At 57.4% G+C, this 18,304-nt stretch carries 18 protein-coding genes and 1 other RNA gene; 9 read left to right on the forward strand and 10 right to left on the reverse strand.

Annotated features, from left to right (window positions below; translation table 11 throughout):
• Positions 1-130: 130 nt before the first annotated feature.
• Positions 131-484: RNase P RNA component class A (gene rnpB / locus ASD60_RS06995), an RNA gene on the reverse strand.
• Positions 485-560: 76 nt separating this feature from the next.
• Entirely contained in the window at positions 561-1,433 is an 873-nt protein-coding gene (rsmI, locus tag ASD60_RS06465; RefSeq protein WP_056853205.1) for a 16S rRNA (cytidine(1402)-2'-O)-methyltransferase, read from the reverse strand.
• Positions 1,434-1,641: 208 nt separating this feature from the next.
• Here rsmI and ASD60_RS06470 point away from each other — a divergent pair, with 208 nt between their 5' ends.
• From ASD60_RS06470 to ASD60_RS06485, 4 genes are all read left to right on the forward strand, one after another.
• Positions 1,642-3,453: a penicillin-binding protein activator gene (locus ASD60_RS06470; protein ID WP_056853206.1), complete on the forward strand. Its 1,812-nt coding sequence runs from the start codon at positions 1,642-1,644 to the stop codon at positions 3,451-3,453.
• A complete protein-coding gene (locus tag ASD60_RS06475) occupies positions 3,453-3,815 on the forward strand; it encodes a YraN family protein (RefSeq protein ID WP_056853207.1) in 363 nt (120 codons plus the stop codon). Before ASD60_RS06470 ends, ASD60_RS06475 begins: the two co-directional genes overlap by 1 nt.
• Before the next feature lie 101 nt (positions 3,816-3,916).
• Positions 3,917-4,510: a phosphoheptose isomerase gene (locus ASD60_RS06480; RefSeq protein WP_007904374.1), complete on the forward strand. Its 594-nt coding sequence runs from the start codon at positions 3,917-3,919 to the stop codon at positions 4,508-4,510.
• Entirely contained in the window at positions 4,507-5,085 is a 579-nt protein-coding gene (locus ASD60_RS06485; RefSeq protein ID WP_056853208.1) for a BON domain-containing protein, read from the forward strand. Before ASD60_RS06480 ends, ASD60_RS06485 begins: the two co-directional genes overlap by 4 nt.
• A 106-nt stretch (positions 5,086-5,191) precedes the next feature.
• Here the strand turns inward: ASD60_RS06485 and ASD60_RS06490 are convergent, their stop codons facing one another.
• From ASD60_RS06490 to rplM, 7 genes are all read right to left on the reverse strand, one after another.
• Positions 5,192-5,605, reverse strand: a complete 414-nt coding sequence (locus tag ASD60_RS06490) for a ClpXP protease specificity-enhancing factor (protein ID WP_056853209.1) — start codon at positions 5,603-5,605, stop codon at positions 5,192-5,194.
• Positions 5,606-5,621: 16 nt separating this feature from the next.
• A complete protein-coding gene (locus ASD60_RS06495) occupies positions 5,622-6,239 on the reverse strand; it encodes a glutathione S-transferase N-terminal domain-containing protein (protein WP_056853210.1) in 618 nt (205 codons plus the stop codon).
• A 150-nt stretch (positions 6,240-6,389) separates the two neighbouring features.
• On the reverse strand, positions 6,390-7,172 hold the full coding sequence (locus tag ASD60_RS06500; protein ID WP_056853211.1) for a cytochrome c1: 783 nt from the start codon (positions 7,170-7,172) through the stop codon (positions 6,390-6,392).
• Positions 7,172-8,383: a cytochrome b gene (locus ASD60_RS06505; RefSeq protein ID WP_056853212.1), complete on the reverse strand. Its 1,212-nt coding sequence runs from the start codon at positions 8,381-8,383 to the stop codon at positions 7,172-7,174. Before ASD60_RS06505 ends, ASD60_RS06500 begins: the two co-directional genes overlap by 1 nt.
• A complete protein-coding gene (petA, locus tag ASD60_RS06510) occupies positions 8,383-8,976 on the reverse strand; it encodes a ubiquinol-cytochrome c reductase iron-sulfur subunit (protein ID WP_056853213.1) in 594 nt (197 codons plus the stop codon). Before petA ends, ASD60_RS06505 begins: the two co-directional genes overlap by 1 nt.
• Positions 8,977-9,244: 268 nt before the next feature.
• Positions 9,245-9,637 carry a 30S ribosomal protein S9 gene (rpsI, locus tag ASD60_RS06515; RefSeq protein ID WP_003228056.1) on the reverse strand — a complete coding sequence of 131 codons (393 nt, stop codon included), beginning with the start codon at positions 9,635-9,637 and terminating at the stop codon, positions 9,245-9,247.
• 14 nt (positions 9,638-9,651) lie between these two features.
• The gene (rplM, locus tag ASD60_RS06520) at positions 9,652-10,080 is read right to left on the reverse strand and encodes a 50S ribosomal protein L13 (protein WP_003228062.1); all 429 of its coding nucleotides are present in this window, start codon (positions 10,078-10,080) and stop codon (positions 9,652-9,654) included.
• Positions 10,081-10,325: 245 nt separating this feature from the next.
• Here rplM and ASD60_RS06525 point away from each other — a divergent pair, with 245 nt between their 5' ends.
• Positions 10,326-11,366, forward strand: a complete 1,041-nt coding sequence (locus ASD60_RS06525; protein WP_056853214.1) for an NADP(H)-dependent aldo-keto reductase — start codon at positions 10,326-10,328, stop codon at positions 11,364-11,366.
• A 128-nt stretch (positions 11,367-11,494) separates the two neighbouring features.
• Here ASD60_RS06525 and ASD60_RS06530 read toward each other — a convergent pair whose 3' ends face one another.
• Entirely contained in the window at positions 11,495-12,631 is a 1,137-nt protein-coding gene (locus tag ASD60_RS06530) for an acyl-CoA dehydrogenase family protein (RefSeq protein WP_056853215.1), read from the reverse strand.
• Between the two features lie 221 nt (positions 12,632-12,852).
• On the opposite strand from ASD60_RS06530, the gene ASD60_RS06535 reads away from it, so the two are divergent.
• The 4 genes from ASD60_RS06535 (at position 12,853) to ASD60_RS06550 (ending at position 18,290) form a co-directional block, all read left to right on the forward strand.
• The gene (locus ASD60_RS06535; RefSeq protein ID WP_177336558.1) at positions 12,853-13,773 is read left to right on the forward strand and encodes a GlxA family transcriptional regulator; all 921 of its coding nucleotides are present in this window, start codon (positions 12,853-12,855) and stop codon (positions 13,771-13,773) included.
• A 222-nt stretch (positions 13,774-13,995) separates the two neighbouring features.
• Positions 13,996-15,942, forward strand: a complete 1,947-nt coding sequence (locus ASD60_RS06540; RefSeq protein ID WP_056853217.1) for a flavin monoamine oxidase family protein — start codon at positions 13,996-13,998, stop codon at positions 15,940-15,942.
• Positions 15,943-16,181: 239 nt separating this feature from the next.
• Positions 16,182-17,069, forward strand: coding sequence for a nitrilase family protein (locus tag ASD60_RS06545; protein WP_056853218.1), 888 nt, complete (start codon positions 16,182-16,184; stop codon positions 17,067-17,069).
• A gap of 15 nt (positions 17,070-17,084) precedes the next feature.
• Positions 17,085-18,290: a hypothetical protein gene (locus ASD60_RS06550; RefSeq protein WP_056853219.1), complete on the forward strand. Its 1,206-nt coding sequence runs from the start codon at positions 17,085-17,087 to the stop codon at positions 18,288-18,290.
• Positions 18,291-18,304: the final 14 nt, after the last annotated feature.

The following is an 18,304-nucleotide window of genomic DNA, read 5'->3' on the forward strand; positions in this document are numbered from 1 at the left end:
AAGTTAAAGTAATTTATTAAGAGTAAGATTTTTTTGGTATTACAACCGGGGTTCTGCAGATGATTGTGTAAGAGGGGAAATTGCTATCACCGACACTCTGCTCAATGATTTAAGCAGAGGGGAGAAAAAGGTGGAGAGTCGATCTGTAAGCCGGGTTCTGTCTTGAACAGTCATTCGTCTACGATGGCCATCACTGGACATCTTTAGCAACCTACCCGGTCCCAGCGCGGGCCACGCCTTGGGACCCTATTTGGTCTTGCTCCAAGTGGGGTTTACCTAGCCACGAACTGTTGCCAGACGTGCGGTGCGCTCTTACCGCACCTTTTCACCCTTACCGGCGCCGAAGCGCTTAGGCGGTTATTTTCTGTGGCACTTTCCGTAGGCTCACGCCTCCCAGGCATTACCTGGCACTTCGCCCTATGGAGCCCGGACTTTCCTCCCCCCCCTAATTTTCATAGAGGGCAGCGACTGTCCGATCGACTCTCCGCCGCGAAGGTTAACGGCAGAGCGTGCGAAGAACAAGCGCTAAAAGCCTTCAACCACGCCTGCGCGTCGGGTTTTTACTCGCCCTTCTGTTTATCCAGAGCGACTTGATAGAGAACATTCTTACGCTCCCCGGTAATTTGCGCCGCCAATGCCGCCGCGCGCTTGAGCGGCATTTCTTCGAGTAACAGATTCAGCACGCGCATTGCCTCGCTGCTGACTGCATCTTCAGACTCGGGCACTGTCCAGCCAGCGACCAGCACCACGCATTCGCCGCGCTGTTGATTGCTGTCCGACTCGACGAACTGCCGCAACTCGCCCAGTGGCAAACCCTTCAGCGTTTCAAAGGTTTTCGTCAGTTCGCGAGCAAGCAGCGCTGGACGTTCTGGCCCGAACACCAACTCCATGTCCTGCAGGCATTCCAGAATACGGTGCGGCGCCTCGTAGAAAATCAGCGTGCGCGGCTCTTCCTTTACCAGCTCAAGACGCGCACGTCGCCCAACGGCTTTGGCCGGCAGAAAACCTTCGAAGATGAAACGGTCCGACGGCAGACCCGCCGCCGACAAAGCCGCCACCAACGCACAGGCACCCGGCACGGGCACCACATTGATCCCGGCAGCGCGAGCCTGGCGCACCAGATGATAACCAGGATCAGAAATCAGCGGCGTACCGGCATCGGAGATCAGCGCCACATCGTCACCCGCGAGCAGACGGGTAATAAAGCGACTGCCTTCATCGCGCTCATTGTGCTCATGGCACGCGGCGAGCGGCGTTGGAATGCCGAAGTGCTGCATCAAACGCTGGGAGTGACGAGTGTCCTCGGCGGCGATCAAGGCAACATCACGCAGGATCTTCAGCGCGCGCGCACTGATGTCGTCCAGGTTGCCGATGGGCGTCGCCACCACATAAAGCGAGCCAGCAGCGGAATTCAAAGCACCTGGAGCAGTCAAAGCGCACACCTCATGATCGATAAAGCGGGCATTGTAACCCGTAGCGGCGCTTGCGATACGCGTGAGCAATGCTCGCTTTTGCCGCGTTTTGTGCCGCACAGCAACAATTGCGCAAGCTAAATTGATCGATTCACGCCACTAACATCGCGCCCCGGCCAGTGCTTGGGTACAATTCCACGCTAATTTGATCGAGTATCAGGAACACTACATGATCGCTTGCCTGCGGCTGTTCACTGCCCTCTGCCTCGCTGCCTTGCTGGCGGCTTGCGCCAGCTCGCCCTCCTCCAGCCTTGGCGAACTTCCACGGACCCCGGATGCCAGTATCGAGCAACTGCTCGAGAAGGCCGCCCAGAGCAGATCGCCGGAGGATGCAGCATTGCTGCGCTTGAGCGCAGCTGACCTGGCCTACCGCCAGGGTAATGCCGCCCAGTCCGCACAAATCCTGCAACAAGTACCCGTCGAGCAACTCAAGCCCGGCCAGCAGGTATTCGCCAGCACACTGGCCGCCGAATTGGCGATGACCCGCAACCAGCCGAAAGCCGCGTTGACCGCCTTGAGCCATCCGAGCCTGCAACGCCTGGGCGAATTGCCCGAAGAACAGCAGGTCCGCACCGGCACCGTTCGCGCCCGCGCGCTTGAAGCCGACGGCCAGACCCTGGCTGCCGCACGGGAGCGGATCTTCATCGCGCCGATGCTCAAAGATGAAGCGGCCAGCAAAAACCATGAAGCGATCTGGGTATTGATCGCCTCGCTGCCGACCGATCAATTGCAGCCCAACACCACCGATGACCTCGGCGGCTGGATGGGCCTGGCACTGGCGGTGAAAACTGCCGGCACCCTGGAACAGCAGCAGGCTGCCATCGACAACTGGCGTGAACAGAATCCGAAACACCCGGCCGCCGCCCAGTTGCCACTGCCACTGACCAAACTCAAGGAACTGGCCAGCCAGCCCCTGAGCAAAATAGCGTTGTTGCTGCCACAAGACGGCCCACTGGCCTCGGTGGGCAAGGCGCTGCGCGAAGGCTTCATGGCCGCTCACTATCAGGCCCAACAAGCCGGGCAGAAGCCGCCAGCCATCGAGTTCTATGACAGCTCGAAACTGTCCTCCCTCGACGAGTTTTATCGCAAGGCCCAGGCAGACGGCGTGCAACTGGTCGTCGGTCCGCTTGAGAAGCCACTGGTCAAACAGCTGAGCACTCGCCCGCAACTGCCAATCACCACCCTGGCACTGAACTACAGCGAAGGCGAACAAGGTCCGCCGCAGCTGTTCCAGTTCGGGCTTGCCGCTGAAGACGAAGCCCGCGAAGTCTCCCGCCGCGCTCGCGCCGACGGCCTGCATCGCGCTGCCATCATGGTGCCGAAAGGCGAATGGGGCGATCGCGTGTTGCGTGCGTTCAGCCAGGACTGGCAAGCCAACGGCGGCAGCATCGTTGCCACCGAACGCGTCGACCAGCCAGTGCAACTGGCCCAGCAGATTGCCGACATGTTCCAGCTGCGTCAGAGCGAAGGTCGCGCCAAGAGCCTGCAAAGCACCGTAGGTTCGCAGGTCGCCGCCCAGCCTTCCCGTCGCCAGGATATCGAGTTCATCTTCCTCGCTGCCACGCCGCAACAGGCCCAGCAGATCAAGCCGACCCTGAACTTCCAGTACGCCGGCGACGTTCCGGTCTACGCCACGTCGCACGTGTTCAGTGCCAGCGGTGATGCAAACCAGTACAACGACATGAACGGCATCCGCTTCTGCGAAACCCCATGGTTGCTGGACGTTAATGATCCGCTGCGCCAACAAGTCACGGCACAATGGCCGCAAGCCGCCGGTAGCCTGGGCCGCCTGTACGCAATGGGCGTCGACGCCTATCGCCTGGCGCCACGCCTGGGTCAACTCAAGGCGCTGCCGGATAGCCGCATCGAAGGCCAGTCGGGCAGCCTCGGCATGACCCAGAACCAGCGTGTCGTGCGGCAGTTGCCGTGGGCAGAGTTCGTCAACGGCCAGGTTCAACGCCTGCCGAACACCCAACGCTGATGCCTGAGAGGTCACGCCGGCAAAGCGGTCAGGATGCCGAGCGCCATGCGCTCGAGCATCTTCAACAACAAGGTCTGCGCCTGCTGGCGCAGAACTGGTTGTGCAAACGCGGCGAGCTTGATCTGGTCATGCTTGATGGCGATACAGTAGTATTCGTTGAAGTTCGCTACAGAAAAAACACTCAATGGGGTGGCGCGCTCGATAGCATTGATGAGCGCAAACGGCAGAAACTGATTTTTGCCGCGCAGTATTTTCTTCAGCGCGAGTCGCGCTGGGCCAATTCCCCTTGCCGTTTCGACGTGATTGCCATCGACAGCAATCTCGATCAGTTGAACTGGTTGCAGAATGCCTTCGACAGCTGATTGCCTGCACCACGAAGCGGATACAACCCAACATTTTTGCTCTTTGTTTTGCGGGCTGCACTTTCACGTGCCGGACAGCCGCGCTCATTAAGGTCACACAGATGGACATGCAATCCAGAATTCGCCAGCTTTTTCAGGCCAGTATCGACACCAAGCAACAGGCGATGGACGTACTTGCACCGCACATCGAGCAAGCCAGCCAGGTCATGGTCAACGCACTGCTCAACGAAGGCAAAATGCTCTCCTGCGGCAACGGCGGTTCCGCCGGTGATGCCCAGCACTTCTCGTCGGAGCTGCTCAATCGCTTCGAACGCGAACGCCCGAGCCTGCCGGCCATCGCGCTGACCACCGACAGCTCGACGATCACCTCGATCGCCAACGACTATAGCTACAACGAAATCTTCTCCAAGCAGATCCGCGCGCTGGGTCAACCCGGCGACGTATTGCTGGCGATTTCCACCAGCGGCAACTCGGCAAACATAATTCAAGCGATCCAGGCCGCACATGATCGCGAAATGATTGTCGTAGCATTGACCGGTCGCGATGGCGGCGGCATGGCGTCGTTGCTGTTGCCCGAGGACGTGGAGATTCGCGTACCCGCCAACGTCACTGCACGCATTCAAGAAGTCCACCTGCTGGCGATCCATTGCCTTTGCGACTTGATCGACAGCCAACTGTTCGGGAGTGAAGAATGACCCCTAATCGCCTCGGCCTACTGGCCCTGACCCTGTGCCTCGGCATCAGCGGCTGCACCTCGGTGGTTAATGCCAGCCGTGAAGCACCGATTGAAGACGACCGCGGCACCCGCACCTTCGGCAGCAAGATCGATGATTCGCTGATCGACACCAAGGTCGGCGTGAACATCGCCAAGGCTGACCCGGCGCTGGATAACGACTCGCACATCGTTGTGACCAGTTTCAACGGCGTGGTGCTGCTCGCCGGCCAAACCCCGCGAGCCGACCTCAAGGCCAAGGCCGAACAGGCCGCCGCTGCCGTTCAGCGCGTGAAGACCGTTCACAACGAACTGCAAATTCTCCCACCCTCCGGCTTCCTGGCCCGCCAGAACGACACCTGGCTGACCTCCAAGATCAAGACACAAATGCTCACCGACCCGAACATCCCCGGTTCGCGCATCAAGGTCGTCACCGAGAACGGTATCGTTTACCTGCTGGGCTTGCTGACCAAACAGGAAGCCGCCCAGGCAACCAATCTGGTTCAGGGTGTTTCCGGCGTTCAGAAGATTGTGAAGTTGTTCGAGTACATTGACTGATCCTCTCAGCGATGGCGATTTTGACAACGCCATCGCCCCGTAGGAGCCAGCAAGCTGTGCTCCTACAAGTAACAAAAAAGGCGATCCTTCCGGATCGCCTTTTTTGTTATTTCACTACCTTCAAGCTCGGCCGACCGCTGGGTCGCGGCGGCTCGCTGTCCGGTGGCGGAATATCATCATCCGGCTCGATCTCTTCATCCTCGCCCATAGGCGACTCGAGATCGAAGACCATGCCCTGACCATTCTCCCGGGCGTAGATGCCCAGGATCGATGCGATAGGCACGTACAACGTATGCGGCACCCCACCGAAGCGGCCTTCGAAGCTGACTGCTTCGTTGTCCATGTGCAGATGTCGCACGGCTTGTGGCGATACGTTCAGGACAATCTGCCCGTCACTGGCAAAACCTTGCGGCACTTGCACCGAGGGATACTCGGAATTCACCAGCATGTGCGGGGTGCAATCGTTATCAACAATCCACTCGTAGAGCGCGCGGACCAGATAAGGTCGACTGGAGTTCATAGCGGCTCCTTAAGCCTTAGCGCATATCGCGTTCGACGCCAGACAGACTCGCCTGGAAAGCCTCACGCGCAAACTGGCGCTCCATGTAATCAAGCAGCGGCTTGGCTGGCCGCGGCAGTTCTATACCCAGAATCGGCAATCGCCAGAGTATTGGTAATAGGCAGCAATCCACCAGACTTTGTTCCTCACTGAGGAAAAACGGCTTGTCGGCGAATAGCGGCGAAACGCCGGTCAGGCTCTCGCGCAGCTCTTTACGTGCCACGACACGGGCCGCTTCCTTGGTCCGCGAATCCAGAATCAGATCCACCAACCCACACCAGTCCCGCTGGATGCGATGCATCAGCAGGCGGCTGTTGGCGCGCGCCACCGGATAAACCGGCAGGAGCGGCGGATGCGGGTAACGCTCATCCAGATATTCCATTACCACCGTTGACTCCCACAACGCCAGATCACGATCGACCAGGGTGGGCAAGCTGCCATAAGGGTTCACTTCGATCAGTTTAGGCGGCTGACGGCCAGCTTCAACGTAAATGATCTCGGCGCTGACACCCTTCTCTGCCAGTACGATTCGCACTCGGTGGGAATAGTGGTCGGCGGGGTCGGAGTAACAGGCCAACCGATTGGTCACGCCCATGGCGATCCTCCTCGCTTGTAGAAATTATCGGAAGCGGAAAAACGAGCGCGCCCAGAGGGCGCCTCCCGTAACGCCTGGATCACCAGACTCGTTACATTTTCAGAGGCGCCCTTGGGCGCGCGCGATTAACAGCAATAGCTTGAAGCTTTATCAGTGCACATCTTTCCAGTATTCGCGCTTGAGCAAATAGGCGAATACGAAGAAGAACGCGAGGTACAGCAATACATACGTACCGATGCGCTGATGTTGCAGCTTAACCGGGTTAGCCGAGTAAGCCAGGAAGGTTACCAGATTCTTGACCTTCTCATCGAACTGCTCTTCGGTCAAAGCACCGCTTTTCGGCACGATGGTCAGCTGATCGCACGCTTCATGGGTCAGCGCAGTACCGGTCAGCGGATCAAATTGCTTCTTGCCGTCTTCGACGATCTGAACCTGTTTGCAACCGACGACCTGACGACCTTGCAGACCCACCAGAACGTTAGGCATACCGACGTTCGGGAAGACCTTGTTGTTCACACCCCAAGGACGCGACGGATCTTCATAGAACGACTTCAGGTAACCATAGAGCCAGTCGGTGCCGCGAACCCGGGCAACCAGGGTCAGGTCGGGCGGAGCCGCACCAAACCAGGCCTTGGCGTCAGCCGGCTGCATGCCGATGTTCATGTGATCGCCGATCTTGGCGCCGGTGAACACCAGATTCTCCAGCATCAGTTCGTGAGGAATGCCCAAGTCATCGGCAACACGCTCGTAACGCTGGAACTTGGCGCTGTGGCAGCCCATGCAATAGTTGGCGAAAGTGCGTGCGCCGTCCTGCATGGCTGCCTTGTCGGAAACGTCGATGTCGACTTTTTCCAGCTCCGGCCCAGCTTGTCCAGCAGCGAATGCGAACACCGGCAGCGCCGCAAGCATCAATACAGCAAATAGTTTTTTCATCAGCCAGTCACCCTTTCCGGAACCGGTTTGGTCTTCTCGAGCCTGGTGTAGAACGGCATCAGAATGAAGTAGGCGAAGTACAGGAAGGTGCAGACCTGCGACAGCAACGTACGACCTGGCGTCGGAGCCAGCACGCCCAGCACACCCAGGATCACGAACGAGATGCAGAACACGAAAAGCCAGATCTTGCTCAGCCAGCCCTTGTAGCGCATGGACTTGACCGGACTACGGTCGAGCCACGGCAGGACGAACAGCACAGCGATGGCCGCACCCATGGCGATTACACCCAGGAGCTTGTCCGGAACCGCACGCAAGATCGCGTAGAAAGGCGTGAAGTACCAGACCGGCGCAATATGCTCAGGCGTCTTGAACGGGTTGGCCTGTTCGAAGTTCGGCTTCTCGAGGAAATAACCACCCATTTCCGGGAAGAAGAACACGATCGAGCAGAAGATGAACAGGAACACCACCACGCCGACGATATCTTTCACGGTGTAGTACGGGTGGAAGGCGATGCCGTCCAGCGGTACACCGTTTTCGTCTTTGTGCTTCTTGATGTCCACGCCGTCCGGGTTGTTCGAACCCACTTCGTGCAACGCCAGGACGTGCAGCACCACCAAACCCAGAATCACGATCGGCAGGGCGACCACGTGCAAGGCGAAGAAGCGGTTCAGGGTAATGCCGGAAATCAGGTAGTCACCGCGGATCCACTGAGTCAGGTCGTCGCCGATGAGCGGGATCGCACCGAACAGCGAGATGATCACCTGGGCGCCCCAATAGGACATCTGACCCCATGGCAGCAGGTAGCCCATGAAGGCTTCAGCCATCAGCGCCAGGTAGATCAGCATGCCGAAGACCCACACCAGCTCGCGCGGCTTCTGGTAAGAACCGTAGAGCAAGCCACGGAACATATGCAGATAGACCACGATGAAGAACGCCGAAGCGCCAGTGGAGTGCAGCAAACGCAAAATCGAGCCGTACTCGACGTCGCGCATGATGTATTCGACAGAAGCAAATGCCTCTTCTGCCGACGGGGTGTAGCTCATGGTCAGCCAGACACCGGTGACGATCTGGTTGACCAGAACCAGCAGAGCCAGGGAGCCAAAGAAATAGAAGAAGTTGAAGTTCTTCGGGGCGTAGTACTTGCTGAGATGGTCTTCCCACATCTTGGTCGCGGGAAAGCGCGCATCAACCCAATCCATGAACTTGCTCATCACGCTTTCTCCGTATCGATGCCAATGACAATGATGTCATCGGTCTCATAGGAATGCGGGGGAACTGGCAGGTTCAAAGGCGCAGGTTGTGCCTTGTAGACGCGGCCAGCCAGGTCGTAGTGGGAGCCGTGGCAAGGGCAGAAATAGCCACCGACCCAGTCCTTGCCCAGGTCAGCAGGTGCCACTTCGGGACGGAATGTCGGCGAGCAACCCAGGTGGGTGCAGATACCGATCAACAACAGAACTTCAGGTTTGATCGACCGCGTTTCCGGGTCGACATAGGTCGGTTGTGTCGAGTTCTTGGAGGTCGGGTCAGACAACTGGCCCTCGATCTTCTTCAGATTCCCCAGGATTTCCTGTGTACGGCGGACGATGAATACCGGCTGACCGCGCCACTCAGCAATCATCTGCTGGCCTGGCTCGATTTTGCTGACATTCACTTTCACCGGTGCACCTGCGGCTTTCGCCTTGGCACTGGGAAACCATGACCCCACGAACGGGACCGCAGCCCCCACCGCTCCTGCAGCACCCACCACGGATGTGGCTGCTACCAAGAAGCGACGCCGGCCTGCATTCACGCCGTCATTGCTCATTCAGTCCTCTCCCATCAGCTTTGTGGCCTGTTAAATCAGGCATCTACTAAGTAAATCTGTGCACTTATAAAAATTTTGCCGAATGGTAATGAAAAGCCCCAATTCTGACAAGGTAATTACCCCGAGGCACCACTGCCAAGCCTTGTAGTATAGGGGGTCTGCGGATGTGGCAAGTTGTCACAGCGCAATTCTTTGATAAATCTCACGCATAAAAAAACGCCCGGTTCCGTGAGGAATCCGGGCGTTCTTTTTTGAACGTGGAAACGAATTAACGCTTCGAGTACTGCGGACGCTTACGCGCTTTACGCAGACCAACTTTCTTACGTTCAACTTCACGTGCATCGCGGGTTACGAAGCCGGCTTTACGCAGAGCGCTGCGCAGAGTTTCGTCGTAATCCATCAGAGCGCGAGTGATGCCGTGGCGGATTGCGCCAGCCTGACCACTTACACCACCACCGATCACGGTGACGTAGATGTCGAACTTCTCGACAGTCTCAGTCAATTCCAGCGGCTGACGAACTACCATGCGGGCAGTTTCGCGGCCGAAGAAATTATCCAGCGAACGATTGTTGATGGAGATGTTACCAGTACCCGGACGCAGGAAAACGCGTGCGGTTGCGGTCTTGCGACGGCCAGTGCCGTAATTTTGAGTCGCCGACATAATGAACTATTCCGTTAAATCTTCAGTTCTTGGGGCTGCTGAGCAGTATGAGGGTGTGCAGCGCCCGCATAGACTTTCAGCTTACGGTACATGTCGCGACCCAGCGGGTTCTTAGGCAGCATGCCTTTGACCGCGGTCTCGATCACGCGCTCAGGGGCCTTGGCGATCAGCTTTTCAAAGTTGATCGACTTGATGCCGCCCGGGAAACCGGAGTGGGAGTAGTACATTTTGTCAGTGGTTTTAGCACCGGTAACACGGATCTGCTCAGCGTTGATTACGACGATGTAGTCGCCGGTGTCAACGTGAGGAGTGTACTCAGGCTTGTGCTTGCCACGCAGACGGCTCGCGATTTCGGTGGCCAGACGACCCAGGGTCTGACCAGCAGCGTCGACGACAAACCAGTCGCGCTTTACTGTTTCCGGTTTAGCAGTAAAAGTTTTCATTCTTTATAGCCTCAGGGGCCGCCCTGTAAATTAGACGGCGGATCTTACTGAATAGTGCGTACTTTGACAAGTCAAAGGCAGCCGGATACAGACGCTTTCGGGGGCTCGGGTCGGCGCGTCCGTTCAACGGCAAGATTCTTCGGCGGCGGCGCATCACTTCCACTGCAGAAAGAGGTGCGCAATTATGCAGATTGCGAAAAATAATTCAACCTGCTTTTATGATTGTTTTGCCCAAGGAGCACCCGATGGACTATCGCCAGCTAGGCCGGACCAATCTGAATGTGAGTGCCCTCTGCCTCGGAACCATGACCTGGGGCGAGCAAAACAGCGAGGCAGACGCCTTCGCCCAGATCGAACGAGCCAAGGGCGCGGGGATCAACTTCATCGACACCGCCGAAATGTATCCGGTGCCGCCCAAGGCCGAAACCTACGCCACCACCGAACGTTACATCGGCAACTACTTCAAAAGCCGCGGTGATCGTGCCGACTGGATCCTCGCCAGCAAGATCGCCGGTCCCGGCAACACCATCGACTACATCCGCGACAAGAACCTTCGGCACAACCGGCAACACATCACCGAAGCCGTGGAGGCCAGCCTCAAGCGCTTGCAGACCGATTACATCGACCTGTACCAGCTGCATTGGCCGGAGCGCAGCACCAACTTCTTCGGCCAGTTGGGCTACAAACACCAGATCGAAGCCAACCTGACGCCGCTGGAGGACACCCTCGAAGCGCTGGACGAACAGGTCAAGGCCGGCAAGATCCGCCATATCGGCCTGTCCAACGAAACGCCATGGGGCACCATGCGTTTCCTCGCCCTGGCCGAAGCCCGTGGCTGGCCGCGAGCGGTGTCGATCCAGAACCCGTACAACCTGCTCAATCGCAGCTTCGAAATTGGCCTGGCAGAAATTGCCATCCGCGAACAATGCGGCCTGCTCGCCTATTCGCCGCTGGCGTTCGGCTTCCTGTCGGGCAAATACGAAGGTGGCGCGCGTCCGCCGAAAGGTCGCCTGAGCCTCTACAGCCGCTTCAGCCGCTACTTCAACCCGCAATCGGAAGCAGCCTGCAGCCGTTACGTGGCCCTGGCCCGCGAGCACGGTCTGGACCCGGCGCAAATGGCCCTGGCGTTCGTGACGCAGCAGCCATTCGTGACCAGCAACATCATCGGCGCGACCACACTGGAACAACTGGAGAGCAACATTGCCAGTTTTGATCTGAGATTGTCGGAGGAAGTGCTGGAAGGGATTGAAGCGATACACAAGGATCATCCGAATCCTGCGCCTTGATCGAATGATCGCTCCCCACGCTCTGCGTGGGAATGCAGCCCGGGACGCTCCGCATCCCTTTTTGAAGCTGGAACGCGGAGCGTCCCTTTAGGCGTTCCCACGCAGGCGTGGGAACGATCAACACGGCATTACAGTGACCGCGCAATAATCTCCTTCATGATCTCGTTCGTCCCGGCATAGATCCGCTGCACGCGCGCATCCGCCCATGCCCGCGCGATCGGGTACTCCCACATGAATCCGTAGCCGCCATGCAGCTGCACGCACTCGTCGAGTACTTTGCATTGCAGGTCAGTGCCCCAGTACTTGGCCATCGCCGCCGTCGGCACGTCGAGTTTGCCTTGCAGGTGCAGTTCCAGGCAGCGGTCGACGAAGACGCGGCCGATCTGGATTTCGGTTGCCATCTCCGCCAGTTTGAAACGGGTATTCTGGAAATCCGCAATCGATTTGCCGAACGCCTTGCGATCGCGGGTGTAATCCAGGGTCCATTGCAGGGCCGCTTCGGCTGATGCCAAGCCGCCAATGGCCACGGTGAGGCGCTCCTGCGGCAATTCCTGCATCAAGTACGCGAAGCCCATCCCGGCCTGCCCCAGCAGGTTTTCCTTCGGTACGCGAACATCCTGGAAGAACAGCTCCGATGTGTCCTGTGCCTTCATGCCAACCTTTTCCAGACGCTTGCCCTTTTCGAATCCCGGTGTATTGGCTTCGACCAGAAACAGGCTTGTACCTTTCGCCCCGGCCTTCGGATCGGTCTTGGCCACGACTATCACCAGGTCGGCGAGAAAACCGTTAGTGATAAATGTCTTGGAGCCGTTGATCACGTACTCGTCGCCATCGAGCACCGCAGTGGTCTTGACCCCTTGCAGGTCAGAACCCGCCCCAGGCTCCGTCATGGCAATCGCCGTGACCATTTCCCCAGAGACCAGTTTCGGCAGGTATTTGTGTTTCAGCGCTTCACTGCCGTAATGCAGGATGTACGGCGCAACGATGTCCGAATGCAGGGAGAACCCGATTCCGGTCAGCCCCAGTCGCCCCACCTCTTCGATGACTACCGCGCTGTAGAGAAAATCCGCCCCCAGCCCGCCGTATTCTTCCGGCAGATGCGAGCACAGCATCCCCGCCTCCCCTGCCTTGTTCCAGAGCTTGCGATCGATAAAGCCCTGTTTTTCCCATTGACCATGGAACGGCACAGCCTCTTTTTCCAGAAAGGTGCGCACGCTGTCGCGGAAAAGCTCGTGCTCGGAACTGAACAGGGTTCTGGGGATCATGCGGCACCTTTTGGTTATTTTTGGAAGGAGATGACCTTCAGAGACTATGCCTGGCATCCGATACAGGACACTGGACACATCCGACAAAAAATAAGACGATCCAGCCGTCTGGTGACCACTTCCCCCTATAAAAATAAAGTTGAATTATGTCTAACCAAGCCTCCACGCCATTGCGGCGCGTCAGCATCCTGGCGATTGACCGGGTTTTCGCTTCCACCCTCATGCAAGCCAAGGATTTCTTCCATCTCGCCAGCCTTCGCTACGGCAAACAATTGGGCCAAGGCCTGACACCGGCGTTCGAGACTCGCCTGGTCAGTCCCGACGGCAAACCGGTCAATACCTTCAGCGATGTGTTGATACCGGTGGATGGCGGACTGGAAAATGCCGACATCATCGTGCTTCCAGCGTTCTGGGACGATTTCGACAGCCTTTGCAAACGTTACCCGCAAGTCCTGCCCTGGTTGCGCCAGCAACATGCACGCGGCGCGGTCCTGTGCGGCGAGGCGACCGGTGTCTTCTGGCTGGCCGAAGCCGGGCTGCTCAATGGCAAGGAAGCGACCACCTACTGGCGCTTCTTCAATGCCTTTGCCGAACGCTTTCCGCGGGTGCAGCTCAATCAGGACAAACACCTGACCGACGCCGACAACCTGTTCTGCGCCGGCGGCACCACCTCGGCCTGCGACCTTTACATCTACCTGATCGAGCGCTTCTGCGGCGCCAACGTGTCCCAGGCCGTGGCGCGGGACATTCTCTATGAAGTGCAACGCAGCTATTCCCCGGGACGCATCGGGTTCGGCGGGCAAAAACTGCATCAGGACGTGATCATCCTGCAGATCCAGCATTGGCTCGAAGATCACTTCGCCGATAAATTCCGCTTCGAAGACGTGGCGCGCGAGCACGGCATGAGCATCCGCAACTTCATGCGCCGCTTCCAGACGGCCACCGGCGACAAGCCGTTGCATTACCTGCAACGCCTGCGCATCGAAACCGCCAAGGGCCTGCTGTCCGGTAGCCGCAAGAGCATCAAGACCATCAGCTACGAAGTCGGCTATGACGATGCGAGCTTCTTTGCGCGGCTGTTCCGCCAGCACACGGAACTCTCGCCGAACCAGTATCGGCAGCAATTTCAACAAGCGGCATAATCAGTCAAACAAGTACCGCCCTGAAGTCACAGGGCGGTACTTGCTTTAGCTTTAAACGGTACTTGGCTGCATCGTTTAAATTCAACAGACAAACGAATTACTTGCCCTACACAAAAAGCGGAATACAGAGTAGCGAGCAATCCCTTTGTATGCTTGCGTGTCGACGACTGTAAAACCCAACATATTCTTCCCCACCGGACAGTGCGCTCAGGGAAGAACCAGATGACAACAGAAACGAGTTCCCAGCCGACTTCAAACGATGCAACGACCAATACGCCAAGTTCATTGCTGACCCGTAAAAAATGGGCGGCCCGCTTTCCCAATCCGCCGGACCTTTGTTTTGACTATCGAGCGTTGGTTGAACAGGAACATGGCATAGCCCGAGCCACTGATCCTGATCACAAAATATGCGTCATTGGTGCCGGCGTTACCGGACTCACCGCCGCCAGAGAACTGTATCGCTGTGGATTTATCGACATAACACTGATCGAGCAATCGAAACGCATCGGTGGCAGGCATTTGACTGTCCATGGCAACCACCCGCTAGAGGAAAACCATACCCCTTTTGAGATGGGCGCAATGCGCATGCCGTTCTTCAACAGGGAAAACGAGCTGCCGAAAGCAGGTCGGTCACTGATGGCTTACTACGCCGATGAATTTGACCTGGCCATTTCGGACTTTCCCAATCCGGGCAGTCGATGGGTGAATTCGACAGGCATTTATCTGCAAGAAGGCAGCCTGGGCGGGCGCCCGTTACCGCACATGCTGATCTGGACCAATAAGGATGGTTTGACGCCACCACCCGACGAGGCGCTGCAAACCGTGTGCGCCAAGTGGAAAACCTTTGTCGACAGGATGACCCGGCAGATAATGCAGGTGTACGCCACACCCCAATGGGAATCTGTCTGGGCGGCCATCGTTGAGCGGTATGAGGGTGTCTCGTTTCGCGACCTGGTAGGCATGCCGCCTCTGGAAAACTGGAATACGGAACAACCAGGGGATTTTGGCGGGGTGGGAATGACGCCCCACGAATCTACTCTTTTCTATTCGATAGGTATCGGCGATGGAAGCTGGGGGGCTTTTTATGACGTGTGTGCGCTCTATCCACTGCGAACCGCGATTTTCGGCTTCAGCAGCCGATTGCAACTTGTGCATGGTCGAGTCGATGCATGCGGGGTGCCGCTGACGGCCCCTTATTTGCACTGCGAGGCTGTTATCGACACCCAGGGCCTGCGCTTCGACAGCCCACGCTACATCGGGCTTGTGGCACTCGATGAATGCCTGATGTTTTTGCCAACCGACAGCACAGACACATCGTTCTACGAGCATTGCCTTGAAAGCGCTGGCGGTTTTTTCAGTGATTCATCGGTCAGCAAACTGGAGAAACTGGACAATCAAAAAATCCGCGTCCATTACACCTGGCAATTCAGTCAACCACTTCTATCCCGGCAACAGTTCGATGATTTTGATTCAGTGATCATGACCCTGCCCTCATGGCTGATCGAAACTTGTATCAGGCTGGAAAACTTCAATCAGCAAATGTTGCCGTACGAGACGATCAATGCCTACAAAACTGCGCACTGGGAAACCAGTTGCAAAGTGTATGCCCCCTTAAGCAAATCGTTTCTTTCGGGGCCAAGTAAAATCCCCCAGGCCATTGTGACCGACAGTTTCATTCATGACGTATACAGTTATCGCTACAACGACAACTATCAATACGATTGCATATTGCTGAGTTACACCTGGGAGGACGACGCAACCAAACTGGCGCTGTTTACCGACCGTGAACTGGTATCAAAATGCGTGGAGGAACTTGATCGAATATTGATGAACTCTGCCAACATCCAGGAAAAGATCTCTCCGTACATTCTCACCGAGCAAGCCATGGTTCAACGCTGGATGACCGACAGGAATGCCCTGGGCTGTGCAAAGTTATACCGGCCTGGCACTTACTACGACGCAGTCAGCCTGATGAAGTACAACCGGGACTATTCACACCTATCCGGCCTGTATCTTTCCGGCGAATCGTTTTCAGTTGATGCCGGCTGGACAGAACCTTGCCTGCGCGGTGCCGTGGATGCGGTGATTCATATCTGCAACAAGACTCAGGCCGTGTTTAACGGCGATTTCTGCCTGAGCGACTATCCACATTATCGCACTCGGGGCTGAAGCCCGGAGCCATCCGCCAGAACCAACGCACCTCAACCGTTGGTTCTGCCTCGCCTTGACCGCTCTATATCAACACTCTTAGACCTGACAACGCGTTGCCAGCGCCCTGCCCTTCGCGATCTTCGGACATGGACTACAGGCATGCCGGAAGCCGCTGACTACCGCCTCCCTGCCGTTTGAACTCTCATAAACACGCCGTTAAACAAGGCGTGAATAACAATAAAAAGAGGTCATTCGTAATGAGCGAGCCAACAAGTCCTGTTCGTGTAGCAGTCGTGCAATTCGATCCACAAGTCGGCCTGGAGCATCGTGACAGCAACTTCAGCCGTAGCCTGGAGCTGGCGCAGGAAGCGGTCGATGGCGGAGCGAACCTGATCGTCCTGCCCGAGCTTTGCAGTACCGGGTATTTCTTCAGCAATCGACAGGATGCCTTCGACCATTCGGAGGCCGTTCCCGACGGACCCAGCGTCCAGCTGTGGATGGCGTTCGCCCGCAAACACAAGGTGTATCTCGTCGCCGGCCTGGCTGAACGCGACGGTATGCGACTGTTCAACACCGGCGTTCTGCTCGGGCCTGACGGCTTTATCGGCAAGTACCGCAAAGCTCATTTGTGGAACCTCGAGAAGCTCTGGTTCAGCCCTGGCGATCTTGGTTTTCCGGTGTTTGAAACGCCCATCGGCCGTATCGGCCTGTTGATCTGCTGGGACATCTGGTTTCCGGAGGTACCACGAATCCTCAGTCAGCAAGGCGCAGACATTATTTGCAGCCTGAACAACTGGGTGTGGACGCCACCGCCGCTGTTCGATGATGCCGGCAAGTGCATGGCGTCGTACCTGACGATGACAGCGGCCCATGTCAACAATGTGTTTATTGCAGCGGCAAGCCGAATCGGTGAGGAGCGCGGCGCTCGCTATCTCGGTTGCTCGCTGATTGCCGGGACCAACGGCTGGCCGATTGGCACAGTGGCATCGGCAGACCAGCAGGAAATCCTGTTTGCCGATATCGACCTGACCAGCTCCCGCAGCGCACCGATCTGGAACAGCCTGAACGACCTGCATCGCGACCGTCGAGCCGATCTCTACGATCAAATGCTCGGTTACAGCCAACACCCATGTCTCCCACGCTGATACAGGAGACAGACAATGGATATCACCCCGCAAAAAAACCGGCTTGCACACAGATCGCCGGTTGATACCGCGATCATTCTGTTGCTGATTGGCACAGCGTTACTGATTACCTGGCTTTCTTTCACCAACCGCACATTCTGGTCGGCCCACTGGCCAAGCTACAGCGACATGGTGTCTGCCCTTCCCGAGCCAAGCGCCTGGTTACGCTGGGTACTGGGGGACATCAGCGAAGTCGCCTTTTATAAACATGAGTTCGCCTCCATCGGCTTGTTGGCGGGTGCCTATCTCGCTTACTGGGCGAACCGGACGGGGAAAACCTGGCAAGGCTTTGCCATTTGCTATGGCACAGGTCTGTGGCCGTGGCTGGTGACCAGTTCGCTGCTTGGACTGCTGTTGAGTAACCTGCTGTGGGGCTGGACGGTGACCGCCTCGAGTTGGCAACCGACCTTTGCCGCGTTTGTTTCGCTGCCCGCGGCGATGGTGCTGATGTTTGGCGGTGGCTGGAAGGTCACGATCAATGGCGCAATCATGGGTGCGGTACTCGTCACCCCAATGTGCCTGCTGATCGTCAATCACCTGTGCAACCCGTTGGGCTTGCCAGCGGTAGTCGGCAATGTGTTGGGCATGGCGGTCGCCAGTGTGTTTGCCTTTCTGCTCTGTCGTTACCTGCCAAGCCTGGTGAACACTGCACCGCCTGATCTTGCCGAGAAACCCGCCGACGCAAGCCCCGCTAGCACCAGGACACCGGACTACGGTGTCATCTGGACCTTGCGCAGAGTCCTCGCCGACTTTTCCGAAGCGCCATTCTTTGGCAATGAACTGGCCAGCCTCGGATTGATCCTGGGTGCATTGCTGGCCTACACCCTGAATCCCTTGAGCCCGGTCTACGGCTCAGGCTTGTTGCCACAACTGCTGTGCGCCCAGGCGTTGACCTCGGCCATGGGCATCATGATCTGGCGTCGGCAATGGATGTTGCGTGGCTGGTATCCCACCTACATTCCGCTGGTGTCCGTTGTGCCAGCGGCGCTGTTGACCCATGGCGGCAGCTGGCAGGTCATCGCTTCAAGTGCGTTCCTGGGAGCATTGATCGCCCCTCCCCTGGCCTGTGCGATTGCCAAACGGTTGCCGACCGACATGCACGCCTACATCGCCAATGTCCTGTCCATGGCGATCAGCACGTTGCTGATCCTCCCTCTGGTGGGGTGGCTGATCACCCACTGACCGACTGCTCTCGG

The sequence above is a fragment of the Pseudomonas sp. Root562 genome (assembly GCF_001427125.1).
Classification (GTDB): domain Bacteria; phylum Pseudomonadota; class Gammaproteobacteria; order Pseudomonadales; family Pseudomonadaceae; genus Aquipseudomonas.